The organism is Tetzosporium hominis, from assembly GCF_002265435.1.
GTDB classification, from domain to species: Bacteria; Bacillota; Bacilli; order Bacillales_A; family Planococcaceae; genus Chryseomicrobium; species Chryseomicrobium hominis.
In genome coordinates, this window is sequence record NZ_NOKQ01000194.1 from 41,197 (window position 1) to 62,626 (window position 21,430).

Annotated in this window: 23 protein-coding genes and 1 other annotated feature (1 of these 24 cut by a window edge); of the genes, 1 reads left to right on the forward strand and 22 read right to left on the reverse strand. The window is 46.2% G+C overall.

Annotated elements, in window-relative coordinates; genetic code table 11:
* Nucleotides 1–111: a sequence feature (ribosomal protein L10 leader region), on the reverse strand; it reaches 36 nt to the left of the window's first position.
* Nucleotides 112–154: 43 nt separating this feature from the next.
* The 22 genes from rplA to rsgA all read right to left on the reverse strand — a co-directional run bounded on the left by rplA (nucleotide 155) and on the right by rsgA (nucleotide 20,130).
* Nucleotides 155–850, reverse strand: coding sequence for a 50S ribosomal protein L1 (gene rplA / locus CF394_RS05460; protein WP_094942224.1), 696 nt, complete (start codon nucleotides 848–850; stop codon nucleotides 155–157).
* Nucleotides 851–977: 127 nt separating this feature from the next.
* Nucleotides 978–1,403: a 50S ribosomal protein L11 gene (gene rplK, locus CF394_RS05465; protein ID WP_165767464.1), complete on the reverse strand. Its 426-nt coding sequence runs from the start codon at nucleotides 1,401–1,403 to the stop codon at nucleotides 978–980.
* 172 nt (nucleotides 1,404–1,575) lie between these two features.
* On the reverse strand, nucleotides 1,576–2,109 hold the full coding sequence (gene nusG, locus CF394_RS05470; protein WP_094942226.1) for a transcription termination/antitermination protein NusG: 534 nt from the start codon (nucleotides 2,107–2,109) through the stop codon (nucleotides 1,576–1,578).
* Between the two features lie 87 nt (nucleotides 2,110–2,196).
* The gene (gene secE / locus CF394_RS05475; RefSeq protein WP_094942227.1) at nucleotides 2,197–2,382 is read right to left on the reverse strand and encodes a preprotein translocase subunit SecE; all 186 of its coding nucleotides are present in this window, start codon (nucleotides 2,380–2,382) and stop codon (nucleotides 2,197–2,199) included.
* Nucleotides 2,383–2,423: 41 nt separating this feature from the next.
* Nucleotides 2,424–2,567, reverse strand: a complete 144-nt coding sequence (gene rpmG, locus CF394_RS05480) for a 50S ribosomal protein L33 (protein WP_094942228.1) — start codon at nucleotides 2,565–2,567, stop codon at nucleotides 2,424–2,426.
* A gap of 83 nt (nucleotides 2,568–2,650) precedes the next feature.
* On the reverse strand, nucleotides 2,651–3,295 hold the full coding sequence (sigH, locus tag CF394_RS05485; RefSeq protein ID WP_094942229.1) for an RNA polymerase sporulation sigma factor SigH: 645 nt from the start codon (nucleotides 3,293–3,295) through the stop codon (nucleotides 2,651–2,653).
* A 63-nt stretch (nucleotides 3,296–3,358) separates the two neighbouring features.
* Nucleotides 3,359–3,871, reverse strand: a complete 513-nt coding sequence (locus CF394_RS05490) for an NYN domain-containing protein (protein WP_094942230.1) — start codon at nucleotides 3,869–3,871, stop codon at nucleotides 3,359–3,361.
* Nucleotide 3,872: 1 nt separating this feature from the next.
* Nucleotides 3,873–4,634, reverse strand: a complete 762-nt coding sequence (rlmB, locus tag CF394_RS05495; protein ID WP_094942231.1) for a 23S rRNA (guanosine(2251)-2'-O)-methyltransferase RlmB — start codon at nucleotides 4,632–4,634, stop codon at nucleotides 3,873–3,875.
* Nucleotides 4,631–5,047, reverse strand: coding sequence for a Mini-ribonuclease 3 (locus CF394_RS05500; RefSeq protein ID WP_094942232.1), 417 nt, complete (start codon nucleotides 5,045–5,047; stop codon nucleotides 4,631–4,633). The genes rlmB and CF394_RS05500 overlap by 4 nt, the downstream gene beginning before the upstream one ends.
* Nucleotides 5,048–5,051: 4 nt before the next feature.
* On the reverse strand, nucleotides 5,052–6,452 hold the full coding sequence (cysS, locus tag CF394_RS05505; RefSeq protein WP_094942233.1) for a cysteine--tRNA ligase: 1,401 nt from the start codon (nucleotides 6,450–6,452) through the stop codon (nucleotides 5,052–5,054).
* Nucleotides 6,449–7,108: a serine O-acetyltransferase gene (cysE, locus tag CF394_RS05510; RefSeq protein ID WP_094942234.1), complete on the reverse strand. Its 660-nt coding sequence runs from the start codon at nucleotides 7,106–7,108 to the stop codon at nucleotides 6,449–6,451. The genes cysS and cysE overlap by 4 nt, the downstream gene beginning before the upstream one ends.
* A gap of 486 nt (nucleotides 7,109–7,594) precedes the next feature.
* Nucleotides 7,595–9,058 carry a glutamate--tRNA ligase gene (gene gltX, locus CF394_RS05515; RefSeq protein ID WP_094942235.1) on the reverse strand — a complete coding sequence of 488 codons (1,464 nt, stop codon included), beginning with the start codon at nucleotides 9,056–9,058 and terminating at the stop codon, nucleotides 7,595–7,597.
* Nucleotides 9,059–9,121: 63 nt separating this feature from the next.
* Nucleotides 9,122–9,595 (reverse strand): 2-C-methyl-D-erythritol 2,4-cyclodiphosphate synthase, encoded by a 474-nt coding sequence (gene ispF / locus CF394_RS05520; RefSeq protein ID WP_094942236.1) that lies wholly within the window; start codon nucleotides 9,593–9,595, stop codon nucleotides 9,122–9,124.
* Complete coding sequence (gene ispD, locus CF394_RS05525; RefSeq protein WP_094942237.1) at nucleotides 9,595–10,284, reverse strand: 2-C-methyl-D-erythritol 4-phosphate cytidylyltransferase; 690 nt, start codon at nucleotides 10,282–10,284, stop codon at nucleotides 9,595–9,597. The genes ispF and ispD overlap by 1 nt, the downstream gene beginning before the upstream one ends.
* A 69-nt stretch (nucleotides 10,285–10,353) precedes the next feature.
* Nucleotides 10,354–11,439, reverse strand: coding sequence for a PIN/TRAM domain-containing protein (locus CF394_RS05530; RefSeq protein WP_094942238.1), 1,086 nt, complete (start codon nucleotides 11,437–11,439; stop codon nucleotides 10,354–10,356).
* A 111-nt stretch (nucleotides 11,440–11,550) separates the two neighbouring features.
* Entirely contained in the window at nucleotides 11,551–12,927 is a 1,377-nt protein-coding gene (gene radA, locus CF394_RS05535; protein WP_094942239.1) for a DNA repair protein RadA, read from the reverse strand.
* Between the two features lie 102 nt (nucleotides 12,928–13,029).
* Entirely contained in the window at nucleotides 13,030–15,486 is a 2,457-nt protein-coding gene (locus tag CF394_RS05540; RefSeq protein ID WP_094942240.1) for an ATP-dependent Clp protease ATP-binding subunit, read from the reverse strand.
* Nucleotides 15,476–16,561: a protein-arginine kinase McsB gene (gene mcsB / locus CF394_RS05545; RefSeq protein ID WP_094942241.1), complete on the reverse strand. Its 1,086-nt coding sequence runs from the start codon at nucleotides 16,559–16,561 to the stop codon at nucleotides 15,476–15,478. The genes CF394_RS05540 and mcsB overlap by 11 nt, the downstream gene beginning before the upstream one ends.
* Before the next feature lie 2 nt (nucleotides 16,562–16,563).
* A complete protein-coding gene (locus CF394_RS05550; protein ID WP_094942242.1) occupies nucleotides 16,564–17,085 on the reverse strand; it encodes a UvrB/UvrC motif-containing protein in 522 nt (173 codons plus the stop codon).
* 8 nt (nucleotides 17,086–17,093) lie between these two features.
* Nucleotides 17,094–17,567 (reverse strand): CtsR family transcriptional regulator, encoded by a 474-nt coding sequence (locus CF394_RS05555; protein WP_094942243.1) that lies wholly within the window; start codon nucleotides 17,565–17,567, stop codon nucleotides 17,094–17,096.
* A 121-nt stretch (nucleotides 17,568–17,688) separates the two neighbouring features.
* Complete coding sequence (locus CF394_RS05560) at nucleotides 17,689–18,990, reverse strand: NCS2 family permease (RefSeq protein WP_094942244.1); 1,302 nt, start codon at nucleotides 18,988–18,990, stop codon at nucleotides 17,689–17,691.
* An 84-nt stretch (nucleotides 18,991–19,074) separates the two neighbouring features.
* Nucleotides 19,075–20,130 carry a ribosome small subunit-dependent GTPase A gene (rsgA, locus tag CF394_RS05565; protein ID WP_094942275.1) on the reverse strand — a complete coding sequence of 352 codons (1,056 nt, stop codon included), beginning with the start codon at nucleotides 20,128–20,130 and terminating at the stop codon, nucleotides 19,075–19,077.
* 334 nt (nucleotides 20,131–20,464) lie between these two features.
* On the opposite strand from rsgA, the gene corA reads away from it, so the two are divergent.
* Nucleotides 20,465–21,430, forward strand: a complete 966-nt coding sequence (gene corA, locus CF394_RS05570; protein WP_094942245.1) for a magnesium/cobalt transporter CorA — start codon at nucleotides 20,465–20,467, stop codon at nucleotides 21,428–21,430.

A 21,430-nucleotide genomic window follows, 5' to 3' on the forward strand; every position in this document is an offset into this window, starting at 1 on the left:
CGAAGGCAGGAAAAGTCATCATCAAAAAGAATCTGAATTTTGCTTGTCCTCGGCAGGAACATTAAGCGCATGACACGCACCTGCTGTCTTCGGTACAAATGATTAAGTTACAACAAGAGACATCTTAACAGATGTCTCTTGGAGTTGTCAACAATTATTTCGCTGCAGCTGCAGCGTCGATTTTTACAGCAGGACCCATAGTTGTTGTTACAACTACAGACTTCATGTAAACACCTTTAGCCGCTGATGGCTTAGCTTTTTGAATTGTTTCAAATACAGTTTTGAAGTTTTCTACTAGCTTTTCGTTGTCGAAAGAAGCTTTACCGATTGGAGCGTGGATGATTCCAGCTTTATCAGCGCGGTATTCAACTTTACCTGCTTTGATTTCGTTAACAGCTTTTGTTACATCAAATGTAACTGTACCTGTTTTCGGGTTTGGCATTAAGCCTTTAGGTCCTAATACACGACCGATTTTACCAACTTCACCCATCATGTCTGGAGTCGCTACGATCACGTCGAAGTCGAACCAACCTTGTTGGATTTTGTTGATGTAATCAGCATCGCCTACGAAGTCAGCGCCAGCAGCTTCTGCTTCTTTAGCTTTGTCACCTTTAGCGAATACAAGTACGCGCTGAGTTTTACCAGTTCCGTTTGGAAGCACTACCGCTCCACGGATTTGCTGGTCGTTTTTACGAGTGTCGATTCCAAGGCGGAATGCCACTTCAACTGTTGCATCGAAGTTCACAGTGCTAGTTTCTTTAGCAAGTGCGATTGCCTCGTCAACAGAATATAATTTCGTACGGTCGACTAATTTCGCCGCATCTTGTAGTTTTTTACCTTGTTTAGCCATTTTAAAATGTCCTCCTTATAGTGGTCTTAGCGGAATAAACCTCCCACAATTAAGGGCTGTAGCTATTCATTATATGAACAACTACAACCCCCAAAAACAAACGCGTCATAAAAACGTGAGCACAGTATTAGTCTTCGATCGTAATACCCATGCTACGTGCAGTACCTTCAACCATCAACATAGCTGCTTCAACAGATGCTGCATTTAAATCTGGCATTTTTTGTTCTGCGATTTCGCGAACTTTATCACGTTTCACCACTGCCACTTTTACGCGGTTTGGTTCACCTGATCCAGATTGAATACCAGCTGCTACTTTAAGTAGAACTGCTGCCGGTGGAGTTTTTGTAATGAATGTAAATGAACGGTCTTCAAATACAGAAATTTCAACCGGAATGATTAGTCCTGCTTGATCAGCAGTACGTGCGTTGAACTCCTTACAGAATCCCATGATGTTCACACCTGCTTGACCTAGTGCTGGTCCAACTGGTGGAGCTGGGTTAGCTTTACCTGCAGGGATTTGTAGTTTAACAACTTTAATCACTTTTTTAGCCACGAGACACACCTCCTTAAGTCCGTGATGTGGTAATAGGGTTGCCCCTCCCACTCAATATCTGTCTCTCAGCGTTACGCTGCTTACAGTAATAAAATTTGTTAGGCAGACTTTTTCAGCCTGACCTTTGAAATGATACTATAATTTCCAAGGTTTCGCAAGTGCGAAATGGAAATTATATTTTCTGAACTTGCTCATAGTCAAGTTCCATGTTTGTTTCACGGCCGAACATGTCGACAGAAACTGTGATTTTGCCCTTAGAGCCGTCGATCGCTTCAACTTTTCCTTGGAAGTGCGCAAATGGTCCTTCAAGTACTTCAACCAATTCGCCAATTTCAAAGTCCATCTCCACTTTACGCTCGGACATGCCCATTTGCTTCAAGATGAAGTCAACTTCTTCAGGAAGAAGTGGAGTCGGTTTTGTACCGCCACCTGATGACCCGATAAATCCTGTTACACCTGGTGTATTACGTACGACGTACCAAGCGTCATCTGTCATGATCAATTCGACCAAAACGTACCCTGGGAACGTTTTACGCATCACTGTGCGCTTTTTACCATCTTTATAATCTGTCTCTTGCTCTTCTGGAATGATGACGCGGAAAATCTTGTCCTGCATTCCCATCGTCTCAACGCGCTTTTCAAGGTTTGCTTTTACTTTGTTTTCATACCCAGAATACGTGTGGACAACATACCAATTCTTCTCCATCGGTGTGGAATCCTCCTTTTTTTCTCTCCAAATGAAAAAACCCGTTTCAAGTACGGGCTATTCGTTCACATATCAAACTGTTGCTGCTTACAGATCAAGATACCAACGGAACAGTTCTGTAATTCCTAAATCAACTAGAGCAAAGAATAATGCAACAACTACAACCGTGGACAGTACAATGATCGTGTAACGTGTAAGTTCCTTACGGCGCGGCCAGCTGACCTTACGCATCTCAGAAACGACGTTTTTAAAGAAATTACCTACATTAGCCATTCGAGCTAAAACCTCCATGCGTGGGATCTTACGATGTATGTTTACAGTGTTTGCTTATGAAGTGTATGTGCATTGCAATGCGCACAAAATTTCTTGCGTTCAATACGCGTTGATGTCGTTTTGGCAGGAACGATATAGTTACGGCTGCCACACTGTGTACAACTTAAACTGATTTTTTGAGACATACCATTCACCTTTCGGCGTGTAGAGTCTTTTACAAGCGTAACACCTGATTTTTCCTGTGTCAATAACAGATATGAATCCCCAATCAGCTCATAACACTCACTTCTGCATAGCGCTCCAATTTGCGTTTGACCCTTTGCAGAGCGTTGTCGATAGACTTGACATGACGGTTCAGCTGCTCTGAGATCTCCTGATAGGACTGCCCTTCAATGTATAGCATGAGCACTTGTTGCTCCAAATCACTGAGCATCTCGCCCATCTTCTCTTCGATAAAATCAAAGCTCTCCTGGCTGATTAGTAGCTGCTCGGGATTGTCGATGACCGTACTGGCAATCGTATCAAGAAGCGTCCGTTCCGACTCCTCGTCAAAATACACCGGCTTATCGAGCGAGACGTACGAGTTCAGCGGAATATGCTTCTGTCGCGTAGCCGTCTTGATAGCAGTAATGATTTGACGCGTGATGCATAGCTCAGCAAAAGCTCGGAAGGACGTGAGCTTCTCCTCACGAAAATCACGAATGGCTTTATAAAGCCCAATCATGCCTTCTTGCAAGACGTCTTCCCGATCGGCACCGATCAGGAAATACGACTTACCTTTCATGCGGACGAGTGGCTTGTATTTGGTGATGAGAAAATCGAGTGCTTCTGTATTGCCGGCATGAATAAGTTCTAAAACCTCTTCATCCGACTGCTGTGAAAAGGGAGCATGCCCATGTGCTGTCTTATCCATGAAGTCACCTCGGATGCGCTTGTTACCTCTAGTATACAGAAGTTGGTAAGCGCCTTCAATGCATCATTTCAATCCTCTGCGCCATTTTTCAAAAATTTCTGCCACTTCTTGCGTCAGCGGAATCTTAGTGTGGGCATTTGTGGACTGAATCGTCCGCACTTCCTTAGTGATTTGTTTTTCGACAAGTTCCATCTCAATCTCTAACTCTCGCGCAGATTTCCGAAGAGCGCCTTGCGCAAAGATGACCCATTGTTCGATGGAATCGGACGTGGCCACGATAACTTCTGTCCGGCGGTTGATCAGCTGTGCAGCTAATTTTTCAATACGCTCGTCTGCGGTCTCGTTTTCACGTGTATAAATGATTTGCAGCTTATACTTCTGTTCTTTCGCCTCGATGCCAGGCACCAAGTGCGCATCAAAAACGATGATGACCTCGCACCCCATGAATGCCTGATATTCAGCCATATGCTCAATCAATCGGTCGCGCGCATCAAGGAGCTTCGTATCTTTCAGCACGCGAAGCTCTTTCCAAGCCCCGATGATGTTGTAGCCGTCAACAAGAAGAATCTGCTTCATATCAGGACCCTAGCGGATGACGGTTTCGGTACACTTCATACATCAAAAGTGAAGCAGCTACAGAAGCGTTGAGGCTTGTGACGTGACCGATCATCGGCAAGTGGTATAAGAAATCACACTTGTCTCTGAGTAGGCGGCCCATTCCTTTACCTTCTCCTCCGATGATGATAGCAAGCGGAAGTGTCGCATCCATACGGCGGTAGTCTGTAGAGCCTTTTGCGTCTGTTCCCGCAATCCATACGCCACGTTTTTTTAACTCATCAATCGTTTGAGCCAGATTCGTCGCACGGTGAACCGGCACGTGTTCGATAGCACCTGTTGAAGCTTTCGCTACAACTGCAGTTAGACCGACAGCGCGTCGTTTAGGGATGATAATACCATGAACACCTGATGCGTCCGCTGTACGTAAAATCGAACCGAGATTATGCGGATCTTCAAGTTCATCTAGGATTAAGATGAAGGGGTCTTGCCCTTGTTTTTCAGCAAGCGCAAACATGTCGTCAAGCTCTGCGTAGCTATAAGCAGCGACAGATGCCACGACGCCTTGGTGAACGGAGTCTGTTAACTGGTCGAGCTTTTTCTTAGGAACGAACTGAACGATGACGCCTGCTTCTTTCGCCAATTTGACGATTTCTGCAACGCCCCCTTTTTGCGTCCCTTCTCCAATCCAGATTTTATTCATCTCACGGCCGGCTTTCAATGATTCAAGGACAGGATTCTTCCCTGCAATAATTTCACCGGTTTGTGTTGTATGTTCTGTCATAATGTTGCCTCCTTTCGGCTATCGATCAACTCGATGGCATAACGTAGCAACTCTTCTACTCGGTCGTGTTCGCCGCGAAGATAAAGGCTACCAAGCACAGCTTCAAAGCCTGTGCTCGCTCGGTACGTCTGCACATCGGTATTTTTCGGGACAGTACCGGACTTGGCATTTCTACCGCGTCTGTATGTCGCCGTTTCTTCTTCGGTCAAAAATTCGTTATCTAACATGGTGTGTACGATCAGACTCTGCGCTTTAGCGGAGACGTAATTCGTCGCTTCTCGGTGCAGCGCATTAGGACGGATCATGCCGTTCACCAAAAGGTGTTCTCGGACAGCGCGTTCAAGTACGGCATCTCCCATATACGCAAGCGCAAGAGCATTCAACTGTTTCACATCAGCAGGTGTTAAAGTCATCTGGTCAGCCCCGTTTCCAGCGGACACCCTGTGCGGTGTCTTCAAGCAGAATGTTGAGCTCTTTCAACTGGTCGCGAATTTCATCTGCGCGTGCGAAGTTGCGGTCTTTACGTGCTTGATTGCGTTCTTCGATTAGTGCATCGATTTCTTCGTCCAACAGTTCTTTTTCAGCAGACAATTTCAAGCCGAGCACTTGCATGAACTTTTCAAGTGTCGATGCATACGCAGTCAATACAGCAACAGACGTCTGGTTCTGTTTCAAGTAGACGTTTGCTTGTTTTGCGATTTCGAACAACACGGCGATAGCATTCGCAGTATTGAAGTCATCGTCCATCGCATCTTCAAACGCTTTGATCTGCTCGTTTAACTGGAACGTCCACATGTCGTCTTGATCCCCAAGGTCTGCTGAGTGTTCTAAACGATGAAGTACATTCGTGTAAGAGGTACGAATGCGGTCAAGCCCTGCCTCCGCTTGCTCTACAAGCTCCCCTGAATAGTTGATCGGATTGCGGTAGTGCACGCTGAGCATGAAGAAACGTAATACTTGTGGGTCGATATGTTTGCGAATGTCATTCACAAGGACGAAGTTCCCTAGTGACTTCGACATCTTCTCGTTGTCGATATTGATGTAGCCGTTGTGCATCCAGTAACGCGCGAACTCTTTGTCATTGTGCGCTTCTGACTGAGCAATCTCGTTCTCGTGGTGCGGGAACGTCAAGTCTTGTCCACCCGCGTGGATGTCAATTGTATCCCCTAAGATGTCTCGTGCCATAACAGAACATTCGATGTGCCATCCTGGACGCCCTGCTCCCCAAGGACTTTCCCATGAAATCTCTCCCGGTTTTGCCGCTTTCCATAAAGCAAAATCAAGCGCATCTTCTTTTTTCTCGCCGACTTCAATGCGTGCTCCACTCTTCAAGTCGTTGATGTCTTGATGAGACAGTTTGCCATAACCTTCGAACTTTCGAGTGCGGTAGTACACGTCTCCTTGTGACTCGTAAGCATAGCCCTTATCGATGAGTACTTGAATGAAATCGATGATTTGATCCATATGATCCGTAACGCGAGGGTGGTCGTCTGCACGGTGGCATCCGAGTGCCTCGATGTCTGCAAAGTAGGCTTCTATGAAGCGCTCCGTCAACTCAGAGACTTCTTCACCAAGATCGTTCGCTGCTTTGATGATCTTATCGTCGACGTCTGTGAAATTCGAGACGAAATGAACGTCGTAACCGCGATACGTCAGATAGTTGCGCACTGTATCGTATACGATGACAGGACGGGCATTTCCGATATGAATGTAGTTGTATACAGTAGGTCCGCATACATACATTTTGACCTTACCCTCTTCTAACGGAACGAATGTCTCTTTTTCACGAGTCAACGTGTTGAAAATACGAATACTCATTGTCCTCTCTCCTCTCGCAATTGCGTACTTAAACGGTCCAATTCTCGTTGCAGCTTTTCAATGCAATCTTCCATCTGCTGACAACGCTCATCTACTGGATCAGGTAAATTTTGATGATTCAAGTTCTGTTTCACTCGGATTCCATCTAAAATAACCACTTTACCTGGAATGCCGACGACTGTAGCGTTAGGCGGGACATCTTTCAACACGACTGACCCTGCCCCAACCTTGCTGTTGTCTCCTAGTGTTATGGAACCTAGCACTTTGGCTCCGGTAGCAACAAGCACGTTGTTCCCAAGCGTCGGATGGCGTTTGCCTCTCTCTTTTCCAGTCCCACCTAAAGTGACACCTTGGAAGATAATACAGTCGTCCCCAATTATACAGGTCTCTCCAATGACAACACCCATACCGTGGTCGATGAAGAAACGGCGTCCGATTTTAGCCCCCGGATGGATTTCAATCCCTGTGAAGAAACGGCTCACTTGTGAGACGACGCGCGCCAAGAAAAATAATTTATTGCGAAATAGTGCATGTGCGATGCGGTGCGCCCAGACAGCATGCAGTCCGGAATAGGTCAAGACGACTTCCAAGACACTGCGTGCCGCGGGATCTTGCTCGAAGACGGTCGCGATGTCTTCTTTCATACGTTTGAACATGCAGGTTCCTCCTTTTGTATACATAGATTGTGATACGGTCGTTCAATTTGACGACCGTCAAGTTTGTTTTAAGGACCGAGAGCAGGGATTTGGCGCCTGAGTAAAGCCATTTAGAGACCCAAGACGCTCATTTCACGCCCCAAGTGATTTTATGGAAACCAAACCACACCCACTATCCCTCACGAAAAAAGCGCCCCGTCCAGTCAGATCGACTAGACAGAGGCGCTATATGCACGGTTCCACTCTGATGAGGAATTTTTCAAAAAAGAATCCCACTTTTCCTACCCGTAACGAGGGCGAATCGTCTGGCCTACTACAAGTTCAGCACAGCGCTCAGAGGTGCATTTCAAAGTTGCATTGGCTCAGGTCACTTTCAGCCGGTGGTGACCCTCTCTACGGGAGCATACGCCTTTTACTTCTCCTCATCGAAGCTTTGGTATCGTTCATGTGGTTCTAATTTTACTCACACTGAAAAGAAAGTCAACTTTATTGTTTAGCGAACTTTTCAACGCGGCTCAGTACTTTGTCTTTCCCTAGAAGAGCTAGAGCATTTGGGAGATCCGGGCCATGAGTTTGGCCTGTAGCAACGACACGGATTGGCATGAACAAGCCTTTCCCTTTCGCGCCAGTCTCTTTTTGAACGGCTTTGATAGCCGCTTTGATAGCATCTGCCTCTAACGTATCCATCGCTTCAAGCTGTGCTTTGAACGCTGTCATAACAGCTGGTACCTGTTCTTCGTTCAAAACAGCCATTGCATCGTCGTCATAGTGAAGTTCATCTGCAAAGAATAGTTCAGACAGCTCTACGATTTCCGCACCAAAGCTCATTTGCTCTTGGTACAACGCTACAAGTTGGTTTGCCCAAGTTGCTTGCTCTTCCGTAAGTTCAGCCGGTAACTTACCTGCTTGTTGAAGATGCGGGATCGCCATAGCAGCGACTTCTTCAGCGGATAATTTCTTCATGTACTGGTTGTTCATCCATGTTAGTTTATTCGTATCGAACATAGATGGTGACTTCGATAAGCGTTTTTCATCGAACAACTCGATCAACTGCTCTTTAGAGAAAATTTCTTCTTCTCCTTCTGGAGACCAGCCAAGTAGTGCGAAGAAATTGAACATCGCTTCTGGTAGATAGCCTAAGTTTTTATATTGCGTGATGAACTGAATGATGGACTCGTCACGTTTTGAAAGTTTTTTACGGCTCTCGTTGATGATCAACGTCATGTGACCGTATTTCGGTGCTTCCCACCCAAATGCATGGAAGACCATGATCTGCTTTGGTGTGTTGGAAAGATGCTCTTCCCCACGAAGCACGTGGCTGATCTTCATGAAGTAATCATCAAGAACAACTGCATAGTTGTAAGTAGGAATGCCGTTTGCTTTCACAAGCACCCAGTCGCCAACGTCTTTTGATTCAAACGTAACTGTTCCACGAACCATATCTTCGATCGTGTACGTTACATCTGAAGGGACACGCATACGAATCGTGAACTTTTCACCAGCCGCTTCTTTTGCAGCGACTTCTTCAGCGCTCAAGTTGCGGCAAGTTCCGCTGTACATCGGAGCAGCAATACCAGAAGCCTTTTGCTCTTCACGCTCTGCTTCTAATTGTTCTGGTGTACAGAAGCATTTGTAAGCATGTCCTTCTGCAAGCATTTTTTCTGCATGCTCTGTGTAGATATCTAAACGTTCCATTTGACGATATGGGCCGTAGTCTCCACCGATATCAACGGACTCATCGTAGTCGATCCCTAACCAGCGAAGGTTCTCAAGCTGCGACAGTTCGCCACCTTCAATATTGCGTTCGATATCCGTATCCTCGATGCGGACGATAAATTTCCCGCCGTGGTGGCGAGCAAATAAATAATTAAAAAGCGCTGTGCGGGCACCGCCGATATGGAGTTGACCAGTCGGGCTCGGTGCGTAGCGTACGCGGACTTCATTCGTCATGGGGTGTTCCTCCTCTAAAATTCACTTGTACCATTCTATCACTGGATAGGCGATAGAGAAAGTTTATTTTTGTACTAATAGAATCGTTGCAAGAGCCGCGATTCCTTCTTCGCGTCCTGGGAAGCCTAACTTTTCCGTTGTCGTCGCCTTGACGTTGATCTGCGACTCGTCCGCTTCCAGAAGCTCCGCAATCCGTGTGCGCATCGCAGGAATATGCGGCGCCATTTTCGGGCGCTGTGCAATAATCGTACAGTCAATGTTTCCTAGCACGTAACCTTTTTCTTTGACGATGTTCCAGCAGTGCGTCAATAGCTTTGCTGAATCCGCATCTTTAAATGCTGGGTCAGTATCTGGGAAGTGGCGTCCGATATCCCCTTCTCCGACAGCACCTAAAGCTGCATCCGTTATCGTGTGAAGCAGTACATCGGCATCTGAGTGGCCGACTAGACCGCGCTCATGAGGAACCGTGATTCCTCCGATGATCAATGGGCGTCCTTCTTCAAAAGCATGTACATCAAATCCTTGTCCAATACGCATTAGTTGTTCTCCTTTCGTCGTTTCAAAATCAATTCTCCAATTAATAAATCGTCTGGTGTCGTCATTTTTTGATTGTCATATGAGCTTTCAACAACATGAACCGGGATACCTGCGCGTTCAGCAAGCATCGCTTCGTCCGTCCCTAAAAACCCGTCTTTTTGCGCTTGCTCCGCTGCTTCGAATAAAAGTGGGTAGCGGAAAGCCTGTGGTGTTTGGACCGACCACAACGTTTCTCGGTCAATCGTCTCTTCTACACGACCGTTCCGTACACGCTTCATCGTATCTTTTGCTTTTACAGCCGCTATGGCACCACCTTCTGTGTCTGCTTTTTCAACGAGTGCGTGAATCGTCGACTGCAAGATGAACGGTCTCGCTGCATCGTGGACCAATACGATTTCGCACGGATAGGCAGCCTTCAGCGCCTCAAACACACTGTGCTGGCGTTCACTTCCCCCTTGAACGAGGTGAGTAACCTTTGTAAGCCTGTACGTTTCGACAAGCTCTTCAATGATGTTCCGTTCTTCTTCTTTAATAGCAAGAACGATCGCTTCGCACCAAGGATCTTGCTGAAACACTTGCAACGTGTGCGCGAGGATGGGCTGCCCTTCTAGCTTTAAAAACAGCTTGTTGTGTTCAGCTCCCATTCGCTTCCCACTTCCTGCAGCAGGAAGCACCACTGTATAGTTCATATGTAAACACCTTTCTATCTGTTGTAAACAAACGGAATCTCGGTCCGACGTGCAACCGAGATTCTGTGGCTATTTGGATTCAAGTGGCTTGGCGAAGATCATCCGACCAGCAGAAGTTTGCAACACACTTGTCACTTCCACTTGGATGGCTTGGTTGATATACGCTTTTCCGCCTTCTACAACAATCATCGTACCATCATCGAGGTAGGCAACGCCTTGATTTTGCTCTTTTCCGTCTTTGATGATGACGACTTGCATCACTTCGCCCGGAATAACGACGGGTTTCACCGCATTTGCGAGATCGTTGATATTGAGCACGGGAACATTGTGAAGTTCACATACTTTATTCAAGTTGAAGTCATTGGTCATAACGACTCCTTTTTTCTTCTTAGCAAGCTTCATCAATTTCAGATCCACTTCGTGCGTGTCATCGAAATCGTCATCTGCAATTTCAATAGGAGTGGCACGTTCTGCCTGCAATCGTTTCAACACATCTAGGCCCCGTCTACCACGAGTTCGTTTCAGAGTGTCAGAAGAATCCGCAATATGCTGGAGCTCTGTCAAAACGAACTGAGGAATAACAAGCGTCCCTTCTAAGAAGCCTGTATCCGAGATGTCTGCGATTCTCCCGTCAATGATGACACTTGTATCGAGTAATTTGTAATTCGGCGTATCAGAAACTGCTAGTTCCTCTTCCGCTTTCTTTTTCGCTGCCGGAGTACGAACACCTGAAAAAATCGACATCATCTCTTCTCGTTTTTTAAAGCCCACTTGGAATCCAAGGTATCCAAGAACAAGCGAGAGCAGTACCGGTACGACTGAACCGATTGCCGGCAAGTCGAGTGTGTTGATGGCACTACCAAGAAGAAATGCTACAACTAGCCCCAGTACCAATCCAATGGTTCCAAATACCAGGTCCCAGACAGGCGTGTTCAGTAATCTCTCTTCCATCCAGCGAATAAACGTCACCAGATAATCTGTTATAAATAATGCGGCCACATAAAGTAAAACGGCCCCTACTAAAATGGATACGTACGGATTGGCAATCCATGGGTTGTCGGATAAATTCATAGCTTCGTATAAGTGCGGTAATAAAAATAACCCGAGTGTACCACCAATCAGAATAAACGCGATTTGAATGATCCATTTAAGCATGTCTCCACCTCCTTATCAGTTGTCTTTTCATTATACGCTTACATTTTCTTGTCCGTCCACGCGGAGCCTAAAGAATAAGCCATAGACCCGAAAAGGTCTATGGCAAGTAAATCATTCTTCGCGAAAAGCTAGTTTCATCGCTTCGTTGACGCTATCAACGCCGATGACTTGAATGCCTGCTGGGAAGTCCCAGCCTCCCAAGTTACTAGCGGGGACTATAACACGTTTGAAGCCAAGTTTCGCTGCTTCCTGGACACGTTGTTCAATGCGTGACACGCGGCGGATTTCACCCGTCAGTCCGACTTCTCCGATAAAGACATCGGTCGGTTTCGCTCCGGTATCTCGGAAGCTCGAGACGACGCTGACGAGAATGGCTAAATCGATAGACGGTTCATCCAACTTCACGCCACCCGCTACTTTGATGTAGGCATCTTGCGTCTGCAGTAGCATCCCCATCCGTTTCTCGAGGACGGCCATGAGGAGGGAGACGCGGTTCTGATCAACACCTGTTGCCATTCGCTTCGGATAGTTAAAACTCGACTGTGTGACGAGAGCTTGAATCTCGACTAAGATTGGCCGTGTCCCTTCCATAGATGCCACAATGGCGGACCCTGGGGCTCCGTGCGAACGCTCCTGCAAGAATAGTTCCGATGGATTCAGCACTTCTTTTAAACCCGCTTGAACCATTTCAAAAATGGCAATCTCGTTCGTCGAACCAAATCGGTTCTTTTGCGAACGTAAGATGCGGTAAGTATGGTGACGCTCCCCCTCAAAGTACAGCACGGTATCTACCATATGTTCGAGTAATCGAGGTCCTGCAATCTGCCCTTCTTTTGTTACGTGACCGACTAAAAAGATAGCAATATTTTTCGTCTTCGCAATGCGCATCATTTCCGCTGTACATTCGCGGACTTGAGAGACACTACCTGGTGCACTCGTCACTTCCGGATGGTGAACCGTCTGAATGGAGTCGATAATGACAAACTTCGGCTGCACCGTTTCAATCGTTTCGTTGATCAGTTCGAGGTTGGTCTCAGCGTACAAGTACAACTCACTCGATGCCACTCCGAGACGTTCTGCTCGAAGCTTTGTCTGGCGGACAGATTCCTCCCCAGAGATGTAAAGCGTGCGCATATTTTTATTCGCTAACAGCGAAGATACTTGAAGAAGCAACGTAGATTTCCCGATACCCGGATCTCCACCGATCAACACTAAAGATCCTGGCACGATTCCGCCACCTAGTACTCGGTTTAATTCGCCAAGAGATGTATCGACACGAGGCTCTTCTTGTGTTTCTACAGAGTTGATTGGTGTTGCTTTACTTGATGGGCCATCAGAAGTGACAAACGAACGCTTTGGTCCTTTCGTGACCACTTCAACTTCTTCTACCATCGTGTTCCAGTTACCACAGCCCGGACATTTCCCCATCCATTTTGCTGATTCATAGCCACAATCATTACACATAAATTTGGTTTTTCGTTTTGCCATGTCTACCTCCTATGGAACGTGCGTTCTCTCTAGTATACCGCAATTTCTTTAGAACGAAAAACAACACCCCATGCATGCGATATCATAGGGTGTTGGATAAATTTACTCACTAACTGGTTCTGCTTTTTGCGTACGAACAACGAATTCGTCGTTCTCCACATCGAACAGGATGTGTTGGCCAGTCAAGACTTCACCTTTTAAGATTTCTTCAGATAGGCGATCCTCTACGTGTTTCTGTAGAGCACGGCGCAGTGGACGAGCACCGTAATCTGGATCATAGCCTTCTTTCGCAATCTTATCTTTAGCGGCTTCTGTCAGCTCCAGCTCAATATCTTGCTCTTTCAAGCGTTTTGTCAGTTGGTTCGCCATCAAAGTGACGATTTCTTTTAAGTGCTCGCGCTCTAAAGAGTGGAACACGATCATTTCATCAAGACGGTTTAAGAACTCTGGGCGGAACGCCTTTTTCAGTTCTTCAAGCATCTTCGACTTCATGTCTTTGTAGTCTTTAGAAGAGCCTGCTTCTTGCAAGTTGAAGCCAACATATTTGTTGTACTTCACAGCGTCTGCTCCGACGTTCGATGTCATGATGACCACCGTGTTACGGAAATCGACTGTGCGACCTTTTGAGTCTGTCAAACGGCCGTCTTCTAACACTTGCAATAGGATATTGAATACATCTGGGTGCGCTTTTTCGATTTCATCCAGTAGGATGACTGAGTAAGGTTTGCGGCGCACTTTCTCCGTCAATTGACCACCTTCATCAAACCCTACATATCCTGGAGGAGAACCGACTAGGCGAGACGTTGAATGTTTCTCCATGTACTCAGACATGTCGATTCGAATCATCGCGTCTTCATCCCCGAACATCACTTCAGCAAGCGCTCTGGCAAGCTCAGTCTTCCCGACACCAGTTGGCCCTAGGAAGATGAAGGATCCGATTGGACGTTTTGGATCTTTCAGACCCGCACGTGCACGGCGAATCGCACGAGAGATAGCGTCGACTGCTTCCGATTGACCGATGACACGTTCATGAAGTGTATCTTCAAGCTTCAATAGCTTGTCAGATTCAGTTTGCGCAAGTTTCGAAACTGGTACACCAGACCACATCGAAACGACAGTCGCGATATCTTCTACAGTGACTTCTGTCTCTGCCTTACCTTGTTTTTCTTTCCAGTTGTCTTTTAGTTTTTCAAGTTCATCTTTTAACTTCTGCTCTTTATCACGGAACGAAGCCGCTTTTTCGAACTCTTGGCTTTGAACTGCCGCATTCTTTTCAGAACGAAGGCTCTCGAGCTGTTGCTCCATCTCTTTTAAGTTTGGTGGAGTTGTGTAAGAACGCAAGCGAACTTTTGATCCCGCTTCATCAATCAAGTCAATCGCTTTATCCGGTAAGAAACGGTCCGAGATGTAGCGGTCTGACATTTTGACTGCAGCTTCCACAGCAGCATCTGTAATTTTCACACGGTGATGCGCTTCGTAACGGTCACGTAGGCCGTAGATGATTTGGATAGCTTCTTCAACAGATGGCTCATCGACTTGAATCGGTTGGAAACGACGCTCAAGCGCTGCATCTTTTTCGATATATTTACGGTACTCATCCAGTGTTGTAGCACCGATACATTGCAATTCGCCACGAGCTAAGGCTGGTTTCAAGATGTTGGAGGCATCGATAGCTCCTTCAGCTCCACCGGCTCCGATTAAGGTGTGCAACTCATCGATGAATAGGATGATGTTGCCCGCTTGGCGAATCTCGTCCATTACTTTTTTCAGACGGTCTTCGAACTCACCACGGTATTTTGTACCAGCGACTACAGTACCCATGTCCAGTGTCATAACGCGTTTGTCACGTAAGATTTCAGGTACTTCGTTGTGAACGATCTGCTGAGCAAGACCTTCTGCGATTGCCGTCTTACCAACACCTGGTTCCCCAATTAGAACTGGGTTGTTTTTCGTGCGACGCGCTAAGATTTCAATGACACGCGTAATTTCTTTACTACGTCCGATGACTGGGTCAAGCGTGCCTTCACGTGCAATCTGAGTCAAGTCACGAGCTAAACCATCCAGTGTCGGTGTACTCGCAGTAGATGTGGAAGACGAAGAAGACGAATTGTTCGCCTGCTCGCTGCTTCCTAGCAGGTGCAATACTTGTTGACGCGCTTTGTTCAAGCTGATACCCGCATTGCTTAGTACACGAGCCGCGACGCCTTCGCCTTCACGGATCAATGCAAGTAATAAATGTTCTGTACCAATGTACGAGTGGCCAAGTTTACGAGACTCATCAACAGATAGCTCGATTACTTTTTTCGCACGAGGTGTATAGTGAACGATCGGGCCGACGTCTTTCTCACCAGTACCGACCAATTCTTCAATGCCTTCTTCAATAGCTTTAGGATCGACGTTGCTTGCTTCTAGAGCTTTAGCCGCAATCCCGTTACCTTCACGAATCAGTCCTAAAAGGATATGTTCAGTGCCAATCGCTTCATGTTTTAGACGAATGGCTTCTTCTTGAGCTAGTTGAAGCACTTTTTGTGAACGTTGTGTAAAACGATTAAACATCATATGAATTCTCTCCTTTTTCTTCTATAGTCAACCGTTCCCTAATCATTTTCGCCCGAAACACATCGCGGTCTTTCGGGGAAAGAGAGGATCCGGCATATTGCTGTAAAAATCCTGGCTGCATAAACACCATGCATTCATTCAAGATCGTTTTGCTGACGTGGGTGATGATTCCCAAGTCAATAGCGAGACGCACATCCGATAAACAAGAAGCTGCTTCTTCCGTTGAGAGCATTCGTGCATAACGGAGTGTTCCAAGTGAGCGGAACAGTTTGTCTTCTAAGATAATGCGCGAGTGAGACAAGAGGGCTTGCCGCGCTTCTCGTTCTTTTTCAATCAGTTGCTTCGTCAAGCCTTGCAGTTCTTGCAAAATCTCGACTTCTGCCTTTCCAAGCGTCACTTGATTGGACACTTGGTAGACGTTGCCTAGAGCTTCACTGCCTTCTCCGTAAATACCCCGCACGACCATACCCAGTCGGTTGATGATTGGTGCAATTTTGGCCATTTGCTTCGTGGCAGTCAGTGCCGGTAAATGCATCATTACAGAGGCTCGAAGTCCCGTTCCTGTGTTGGTAGGGCATGTGGTCAAATAGCCATACTTTTCATCAAATGCGTAACTGACTTCACGATCGAGCACACGGTCAATGTTGCGCGCCTGCTTGTAGGCTTCTTCAAGTTGCAGCCCTGGCAAGATGCACTGGATGCGCAAATGGTCTTCTTCATTGACCATGATGCTGAGTGATTCATCTTCTGAAATCACGGCAGCCGATTCATATTCTGCTTCGATCAAACTCGGACTGATTAAATGTTTTTCAATCAACACTTGCTTGTCGAGCGGGTCGAGCTGCTTCATTTGATATGACGTGAACTGCTGAGGAAGCTTGTCAGCATCGAGCAAGATGCCCGTCACGGTCTGTTCGATTCTATGCGCTTCGTCTTCTGTAAATGCTAATGGAAAGCGGTAGCCGTCCAAGTTTCGTGCTAGACGGATGCGGGTGCTCATGACGATGTCGGCATATTCCCCGGTACTTTCCATCCAGCTCGTCACTTGGTTCTTCAGAAAGCGGTCCATATCCACCGTCAATCGCCCCCTTTCAAAAGCTTCGCTTCGAGCTCACGCGCTTGGTCACGTAGCGTTGCGGCCGTCTCAAACTCTTCTTGAGCAATGGCTTCCTGCATACGCGAGCGAATATCTTCTATACGGCGTTTTAAATCACGCGTCTCTTCATATGCTTCCGGTACTTGGCCTATATGTTCAGCATTGCCGTTATGGAGCCGCTTCATGACAGGCGGTAAGGCATTGCCAAATGTCGTATAGCAGTCGGCACAGCCAAACTTCCCGCGGTGAACAAAGCGTTCATACGTCCATCCGCAGGTTGGACAGCTCCACTGGCTCTTTTCCCGGTTGGCTTGTTTAGTCGGTTGTTCAGGTGTAAACAAATTAGTTAATAACTGATGTACGGTGAGCGGATCTTGCTGATTTTGAAATGGATGCAGCTGACTCGCACACACCTCACATAAGTGGCGTGTAAAAGGTTCTCCGTTCTGCGTCACGGTCATCTTGACGTGAGCAGGTCGCTGTTTGCAGTTTTCACAAATCATCTGGCATCCTACCTTTCCTGATCAGGCTGTAACAGTGTCAATAACATCGCCTGGGCGACTCGGCCTCGCAACTGGTCACGCAGTGGCAACGGCACCGATAAGGTAGAACGCGCACAAGCGGCGACAATCAGTTTGGCTTCTCGTTTTGAAATCATGTCAAGGTCAAGTAGTCGATACACCATGTCTTCGACCATCGATTCAGAGGCGCCTCCCTTTAGTACATCTAACATATCGCGGATGACGTCCGTCTGTTCACTGGCAGCAACTCGGAAAATCCGAATGTATCCGCCTCCCCCTCGCTTGCTTTCTACGAGGTAGCCCCGGTCTACAGTAAACCGTGTATTGATCACGTAGTTGATCTGTGACGGAACACATTGAAATTTTTCAGCGACTTCATTGCGCTTAATTTCAATTTGCCCTTGTTTAGTAGTTTCGATAATACTTTTCAAATACCCTTCAATTATGTCTGAGATATTTTTCATGGTCTCACCTCCTACTGACTTTGACTATCTTTGACTTTATTATACGAATTCACTTTAGACTGTGCAATTGATTTGCTTTCATATAAAAAACGCCCCGAGCATGAGCTCGGAGCGTGGTGTATTAATGAGGCAGGTAGATTAGTTGGAAGAAGAACAAGACGGCAAAGATATAAAGAAGTGGATGTACTTCTTTAAAGCGACCTTGAACCATCTTCAGAATCGGATAGATGATGAATCCAAGCTCGATCCCTGTTGCAATGCTCGATGTAAGCGGCATTGCTAAGATGACGATGAATGCCGGGAAGGCTTCATCAAATGCATCCCAGTCGATATGTTTGACTGCACTGATCATTAGCGACCCAACAATAATCAGTGCTGGCGCTGTGATAGCAGCAACACCTGACAAGGAAGCAACTAACGGGCCAAAGAAAGCAGAGACCATAAACAAGATGCCGACTGTCAACGTCGTCAATCCTGTTCGCCCTCCTACCGCTACCCCTGAAGAAGATTCGATATAAGCAGAAGTTGGACTTGTCCCGAACATCGATCCAATCGTTGTAGCAACAGAATCTGCAAGAAGTGCCTGACGAGCACGTGGCATATGGTCACCTTTCATCAGACCAGCTTGTTTGGCTACCCCGACCATTGTTCCTGTCGTATCAAATAATGTTACAAGTACAAACGAGATGATGATTCCGATCATCCCAAACTCAATGACATCGCCGATCGCTGCAACCGGATTCCACACAAGAATTCCTTCTGGCAACGATGGGACTTTGAAAAAGCCATCGAACTTCAGTTGTTCTGTAAAGTAAGCGACAATCCCTGTTGTGAGCATGCCGTAGAAGATAGCTCCGTAGACGTTTCGCACCATGAGAATCAATGTGACAAGCAGTCCGAATAAAGTTAGTAATACTGACGGGTTCGTCAAATCTCCAAGCTTTACTAAGTTCATCTCATGCGCTTGCACAATACCGGATAAACGTAATCCGATAAAAGAAATGAACAACCCTATTCCTGCAGTAATCCCGTGCTTTAAGTTAGACGGAATACTGATGATGAGTTTTTCACGCAGTGGTGTAACAGATAAGATAACAAAAATGATTCCTGCAATAAAGACAGCTGAAAATGCCGTCAAGTAATCAATCTGCCCGTTTGAGGAGATGACCACCGTATACGTGAAGAACGCATTAAGCCCCATCCCTGGTGCAATAGCAATTGGATAATTTGCAAACAACGCCATCCATAACGTACCGACAACGGACGCGATAATCGTAGCTAAGAAAACTTGATCAAATGGAACTCCTGCATCCGCCAAGATGACAGGATTGACAATGACAATATAGACCATAGTCAGGAATGTTGTAATTCCTGCTAATACTTCTGTTTTAACGGTTGTACCATGTTCTTGTAAACGAAACATGAAAACCCTCCTAAATACGAACAATTTGAAAACACTTAACCATATTATTCGCAAATGGAGGGGATTGCAATGCTTTTTATGAAATTATCGTTTTATTTTATTGTTGTTACGTACTGATTTCGTAATTTGTTTCCATTTGTTGCGCTCTTCACGCTGTGCCGAAGAATCTGCCTTGCGTTTCATATGAGCAAGCTCTTTTTGCAGTTTTAAATAACTTGAAAAGCGGTCTTTTTTCAATGTTCCTTCTGCAATGGCTTGTTGTACCGCACATCCTGGCTCTTTCTGATGTTGGCAGTCACGGAAGCGGCAGTGTTCAGATAGCTGCTCCACATCTGAGAAACTCTCTCCTAGACTTTCACCTGAATCCCATAGTTGAAACTCTCGCATTCCCGGAGTATCCAAAATAGCTCCTCCACTCGGAATCAGTACTAGTTCACGATGGGTGGTCGTGTGACGGCCCTTCGCATCGTCTTCTCGAATCTCACTGACAGCCATCCATTCTGTCCCCAAAACCGCATTAACTAGTGATGACTTCCCGACCCCAGACGAGCCAAGTAATGCGGCAGTCTTATTCGGCTGAATCAGCTCGCGCAAGTCTTCGATTCCTTCTCCTGTCTTACTGCTAACTGTAAAGATAGGAACGCCGAACGCAACTTCTTCCACTTGCTTTTGATACCACTCCGAATCGTCACACATATCTTTTTTCGTGAGTACGACAATCGGTGAAGCACCTGAATCGTAAGCTGCGATCAAATAACGTTCTAGCCTACGCAAATTGAAATCTTGATTCAGCGACATGGTCAAGAAAGCATAATCCACATTGACGGCAATCACTTGGACTTCTGTAGTACGTCCCGCAATCTTGCGCTCAAATTGAGAAATTCGAGGCAGCACTTCGTGAATGATGGCTCGTTGTTCTCCTGGCATTTGTTCCACTACAACCCAGTCCCCTACTACAGGTTGGTGCTCTCTGGATTGTGAGAATTCAAACTTCCCGCTAGGAGCAGCGAGCCATTCGCCTTCCTCAGTTGCCACTCGGTACAAACCTTTATGTGCAACAGTCACTCTTCCCGCCGTTCCTTGGCGTGTCATTTTTTCTTCCCAAGCTGGTGTCCAGCCATAATTTTCTAATAGGTGCAATGTGATGCCCTCCAAATAGGTAGTCGCCGGCTTCCCCTTTTGCTTTTTGCCGACAAAAAAAGCTGTCTCTGCACGCATCTGCGTTCAGAAACAGCTTTCATCCTATTGCAAAACAAACCGATCGTCAGAGCTGACCGGAATGTACACATAGAGAATGAAGCATGCTGACTGAACAGATGCGTGCGTTTACATATACACTTGCCATAATGCTCCACCTCTTTTCGATTTCTAGTTAGCTTCACTATACGTCAGGACTTTTCCTAATGTCAATACAGGATTTTACTTTTGAGAATACGAGTGAGGGGGTATGATAGAACAAGTAGGAGGTGTTTGCATGATTCGCACGCTAGGAGTCACTACAGAGCACGAGCTCGTCCAAGACTTCACTTTAGAAGAATTACAAAACCAACTGTTCGAATGGTATTGGGTCGACATCAGCAACCCATCCATTGACGAACAAAACTTATTGAAAGATTACTTTCAGTTTCATCCGTTGGCGATTGAAGACTGTTTACACGATTTGCAACGCCCCAAACTAGACAACTATGACCGCCATACCTTCTTTGTGCTTCATACATATAATGAACAGACCATGGAAGCGGAAGAACTCGATGTCTTTGTCGGTGGGAACTTTGTCGTGACCTTCCACTATGACGAGATGCATGAGCTAGACGAAGCGCGAGATCGCTTGATACAAAGTACAAAGTCATGGAAGCGCGGCTCCATGCAGGCGCTCTATCAGATTATTGATAAAGTAGTGGATCACTACTTCCCGATCATCTATAAGATTGAAGATTATTTGAATGATGTGGAAGACGATATGTCTTACCAGCAAGACCAATTTTCTATGAAACAGGTCTTTGAACTGCGAAGTGACCTTCTTCACCTTCGCCGTACTATCAATCCGATGCGAGACCTATTGTACCGGATGCTAGCTTCCTCACGACTTAATTTTACCGAAGAAGAGCGAACGTATTTCCAAGATATCTATGATCATTTAATCAAACTTTCTGAGATGATCGAGTCTAATCGAGAGCTGACTTCGGATATTCGAGACAGCCATATGTCGATGAACTCCAGTCGCATGAACCGGATTATGATGACTCTTACGATTGTATCGACCGTCTTCATTCCATTGACGTTCATTGCAGGTGTCTACGGAATGAACTTTGACTATATGCCCGAACTTTCTTGGTCATTTGGCTACTTTGGAGTACTGCTTTTTATGTTCTTGATTGCGGGAGGTATGCTAGTGTGGTTTACCTACAAAGGATGGTTTAAACTGTTTAAGAATCAATAA

Coding starts and splice junctions, on each gene's coding strand:
- cysS (WP_094942233.1), bottom strand. CDS start 6,452: ATGAGTATTCGTATTTTCAACACGTTGACTCGTGAAAAAGAGACATTC.
- CF394_RS05555 (WP_094942243.1), bottom strand. CDS start 17,567: ATGAAAAATATCTCAGACATAATTGAAGGGTATTTGAAAAGTATTATC.
- CF394_RS05490 (WP_094942230.1), bottom strand. CDS start 3,871: ATGAAGCAGATTCTTCTTGTTGACGGCTACAACATCATCGGGGCTTGG.
- secE (WP_094942227.1), bottom strand. CDS start 2,382: ATGGCTAATGTAGGTAATTTCTTTAAAAACGTCGTTTCTGAGATGCGT.
- rpmG (WP_094942228.1), bottom strand. CDS start 2,567: ATGTCTCAAAAAATCAGTTTAAGTTGTACACAGTGTGGCAGCCGTAAC.
- CF394_RS05560 (WP_094942244.1), bottom strand. CDS start 18,990: ATGTTTCGTTTACAAGAACATGGTACAACCGTTAAAACAGAAGTATTA.
- rlmB (WP_094942231.1), bottom strand. CDS start 4,634: ATGACAGAACATACAACACAAACCGGTGAAATTATTGCAGGGAAGAAT.
- gltX (WP_094942235.1), bottom strand. CDS start 9,058: ATGACGAATGAAGTCCGCGTACGCTACGCACCGAGCCCGACTGGTCAA.
- rplA (WP_094942224.1), bottom strand. CDS start 850: ATGGCTAAACAAGGTAAAAAACTACAAGATGCGGCGAAATTAGTCGAC.
- sigH (WP_094942229.1), bottom strand. CDS start 3,295: ATGGATAAGACAGCACATGGGCATGCTCCCTTTTCACAGCAGTCGGAT.
- ispF (WP_094942236.1), bottom strand. CDS start 9,595: ATGCGTATTGGACAAGGATTTGATGTACATGCTTTTGAAGAAGGACGC.
- ispD (WP_094942237.1), bottom strand. CDS start 10,284: ATGAACTATACAGTGGTGCTTCCTGCTGCAGGAAGTGGGAAGCGAATG.
- corA (WP_094942245.1), top strand. CDS start 20,465: ATGATTCGCACGCTAGGAGTCACTACAGAGCACGAGCTCGTCCAAGAC.
- CF394_RS05550 (WP_094942242.1), bottom strand. CDS start 17,085: ATGATTTGTGAAAACTGCAAACAGCGACCTGCTCACGTCAAGATGACC.
- nusG (WP_094942226.1), bottom strand. CDS start 2,109: ATGGAGAAGAATTGGTATGTTGTCCACACGTATTCTGGGTATGAAAAC.
- cysE (WP_094942234.1), bottom strand. CDS start 7,108: ATGTTCAAACGTATGAAAGAAGACATCGCGACCGTCTTCGAGCAAGAT.
- CF394_RS05530 (WP_094942238.1), bottom strand. CDS start 11,439: ATGCTTAAATGGATCATTCAAATCGCGTTTATTCTGATTGGTGGTACA.
- CF394_RS05500 (WP_094942232.1), bottom strand. CDS start 5,047: ATGACTTTAACACCTGCTGATGTGAAACAGTTGAATGCTCTTGCGCTT.
- CF394_RS05540 (WP_094942240.1), bottom strand. CDS start 15,486: ATGATGTTTAATCGTTTTACACAACGTTCACAAAAAGTGCTTCAACTA.
- radA (WP_094942239.1), bottom strand. CDS start 12,927: ATGGCAAAACGAAAAACCAAATTTATGTGTAATGATTGTGGCTATGAA.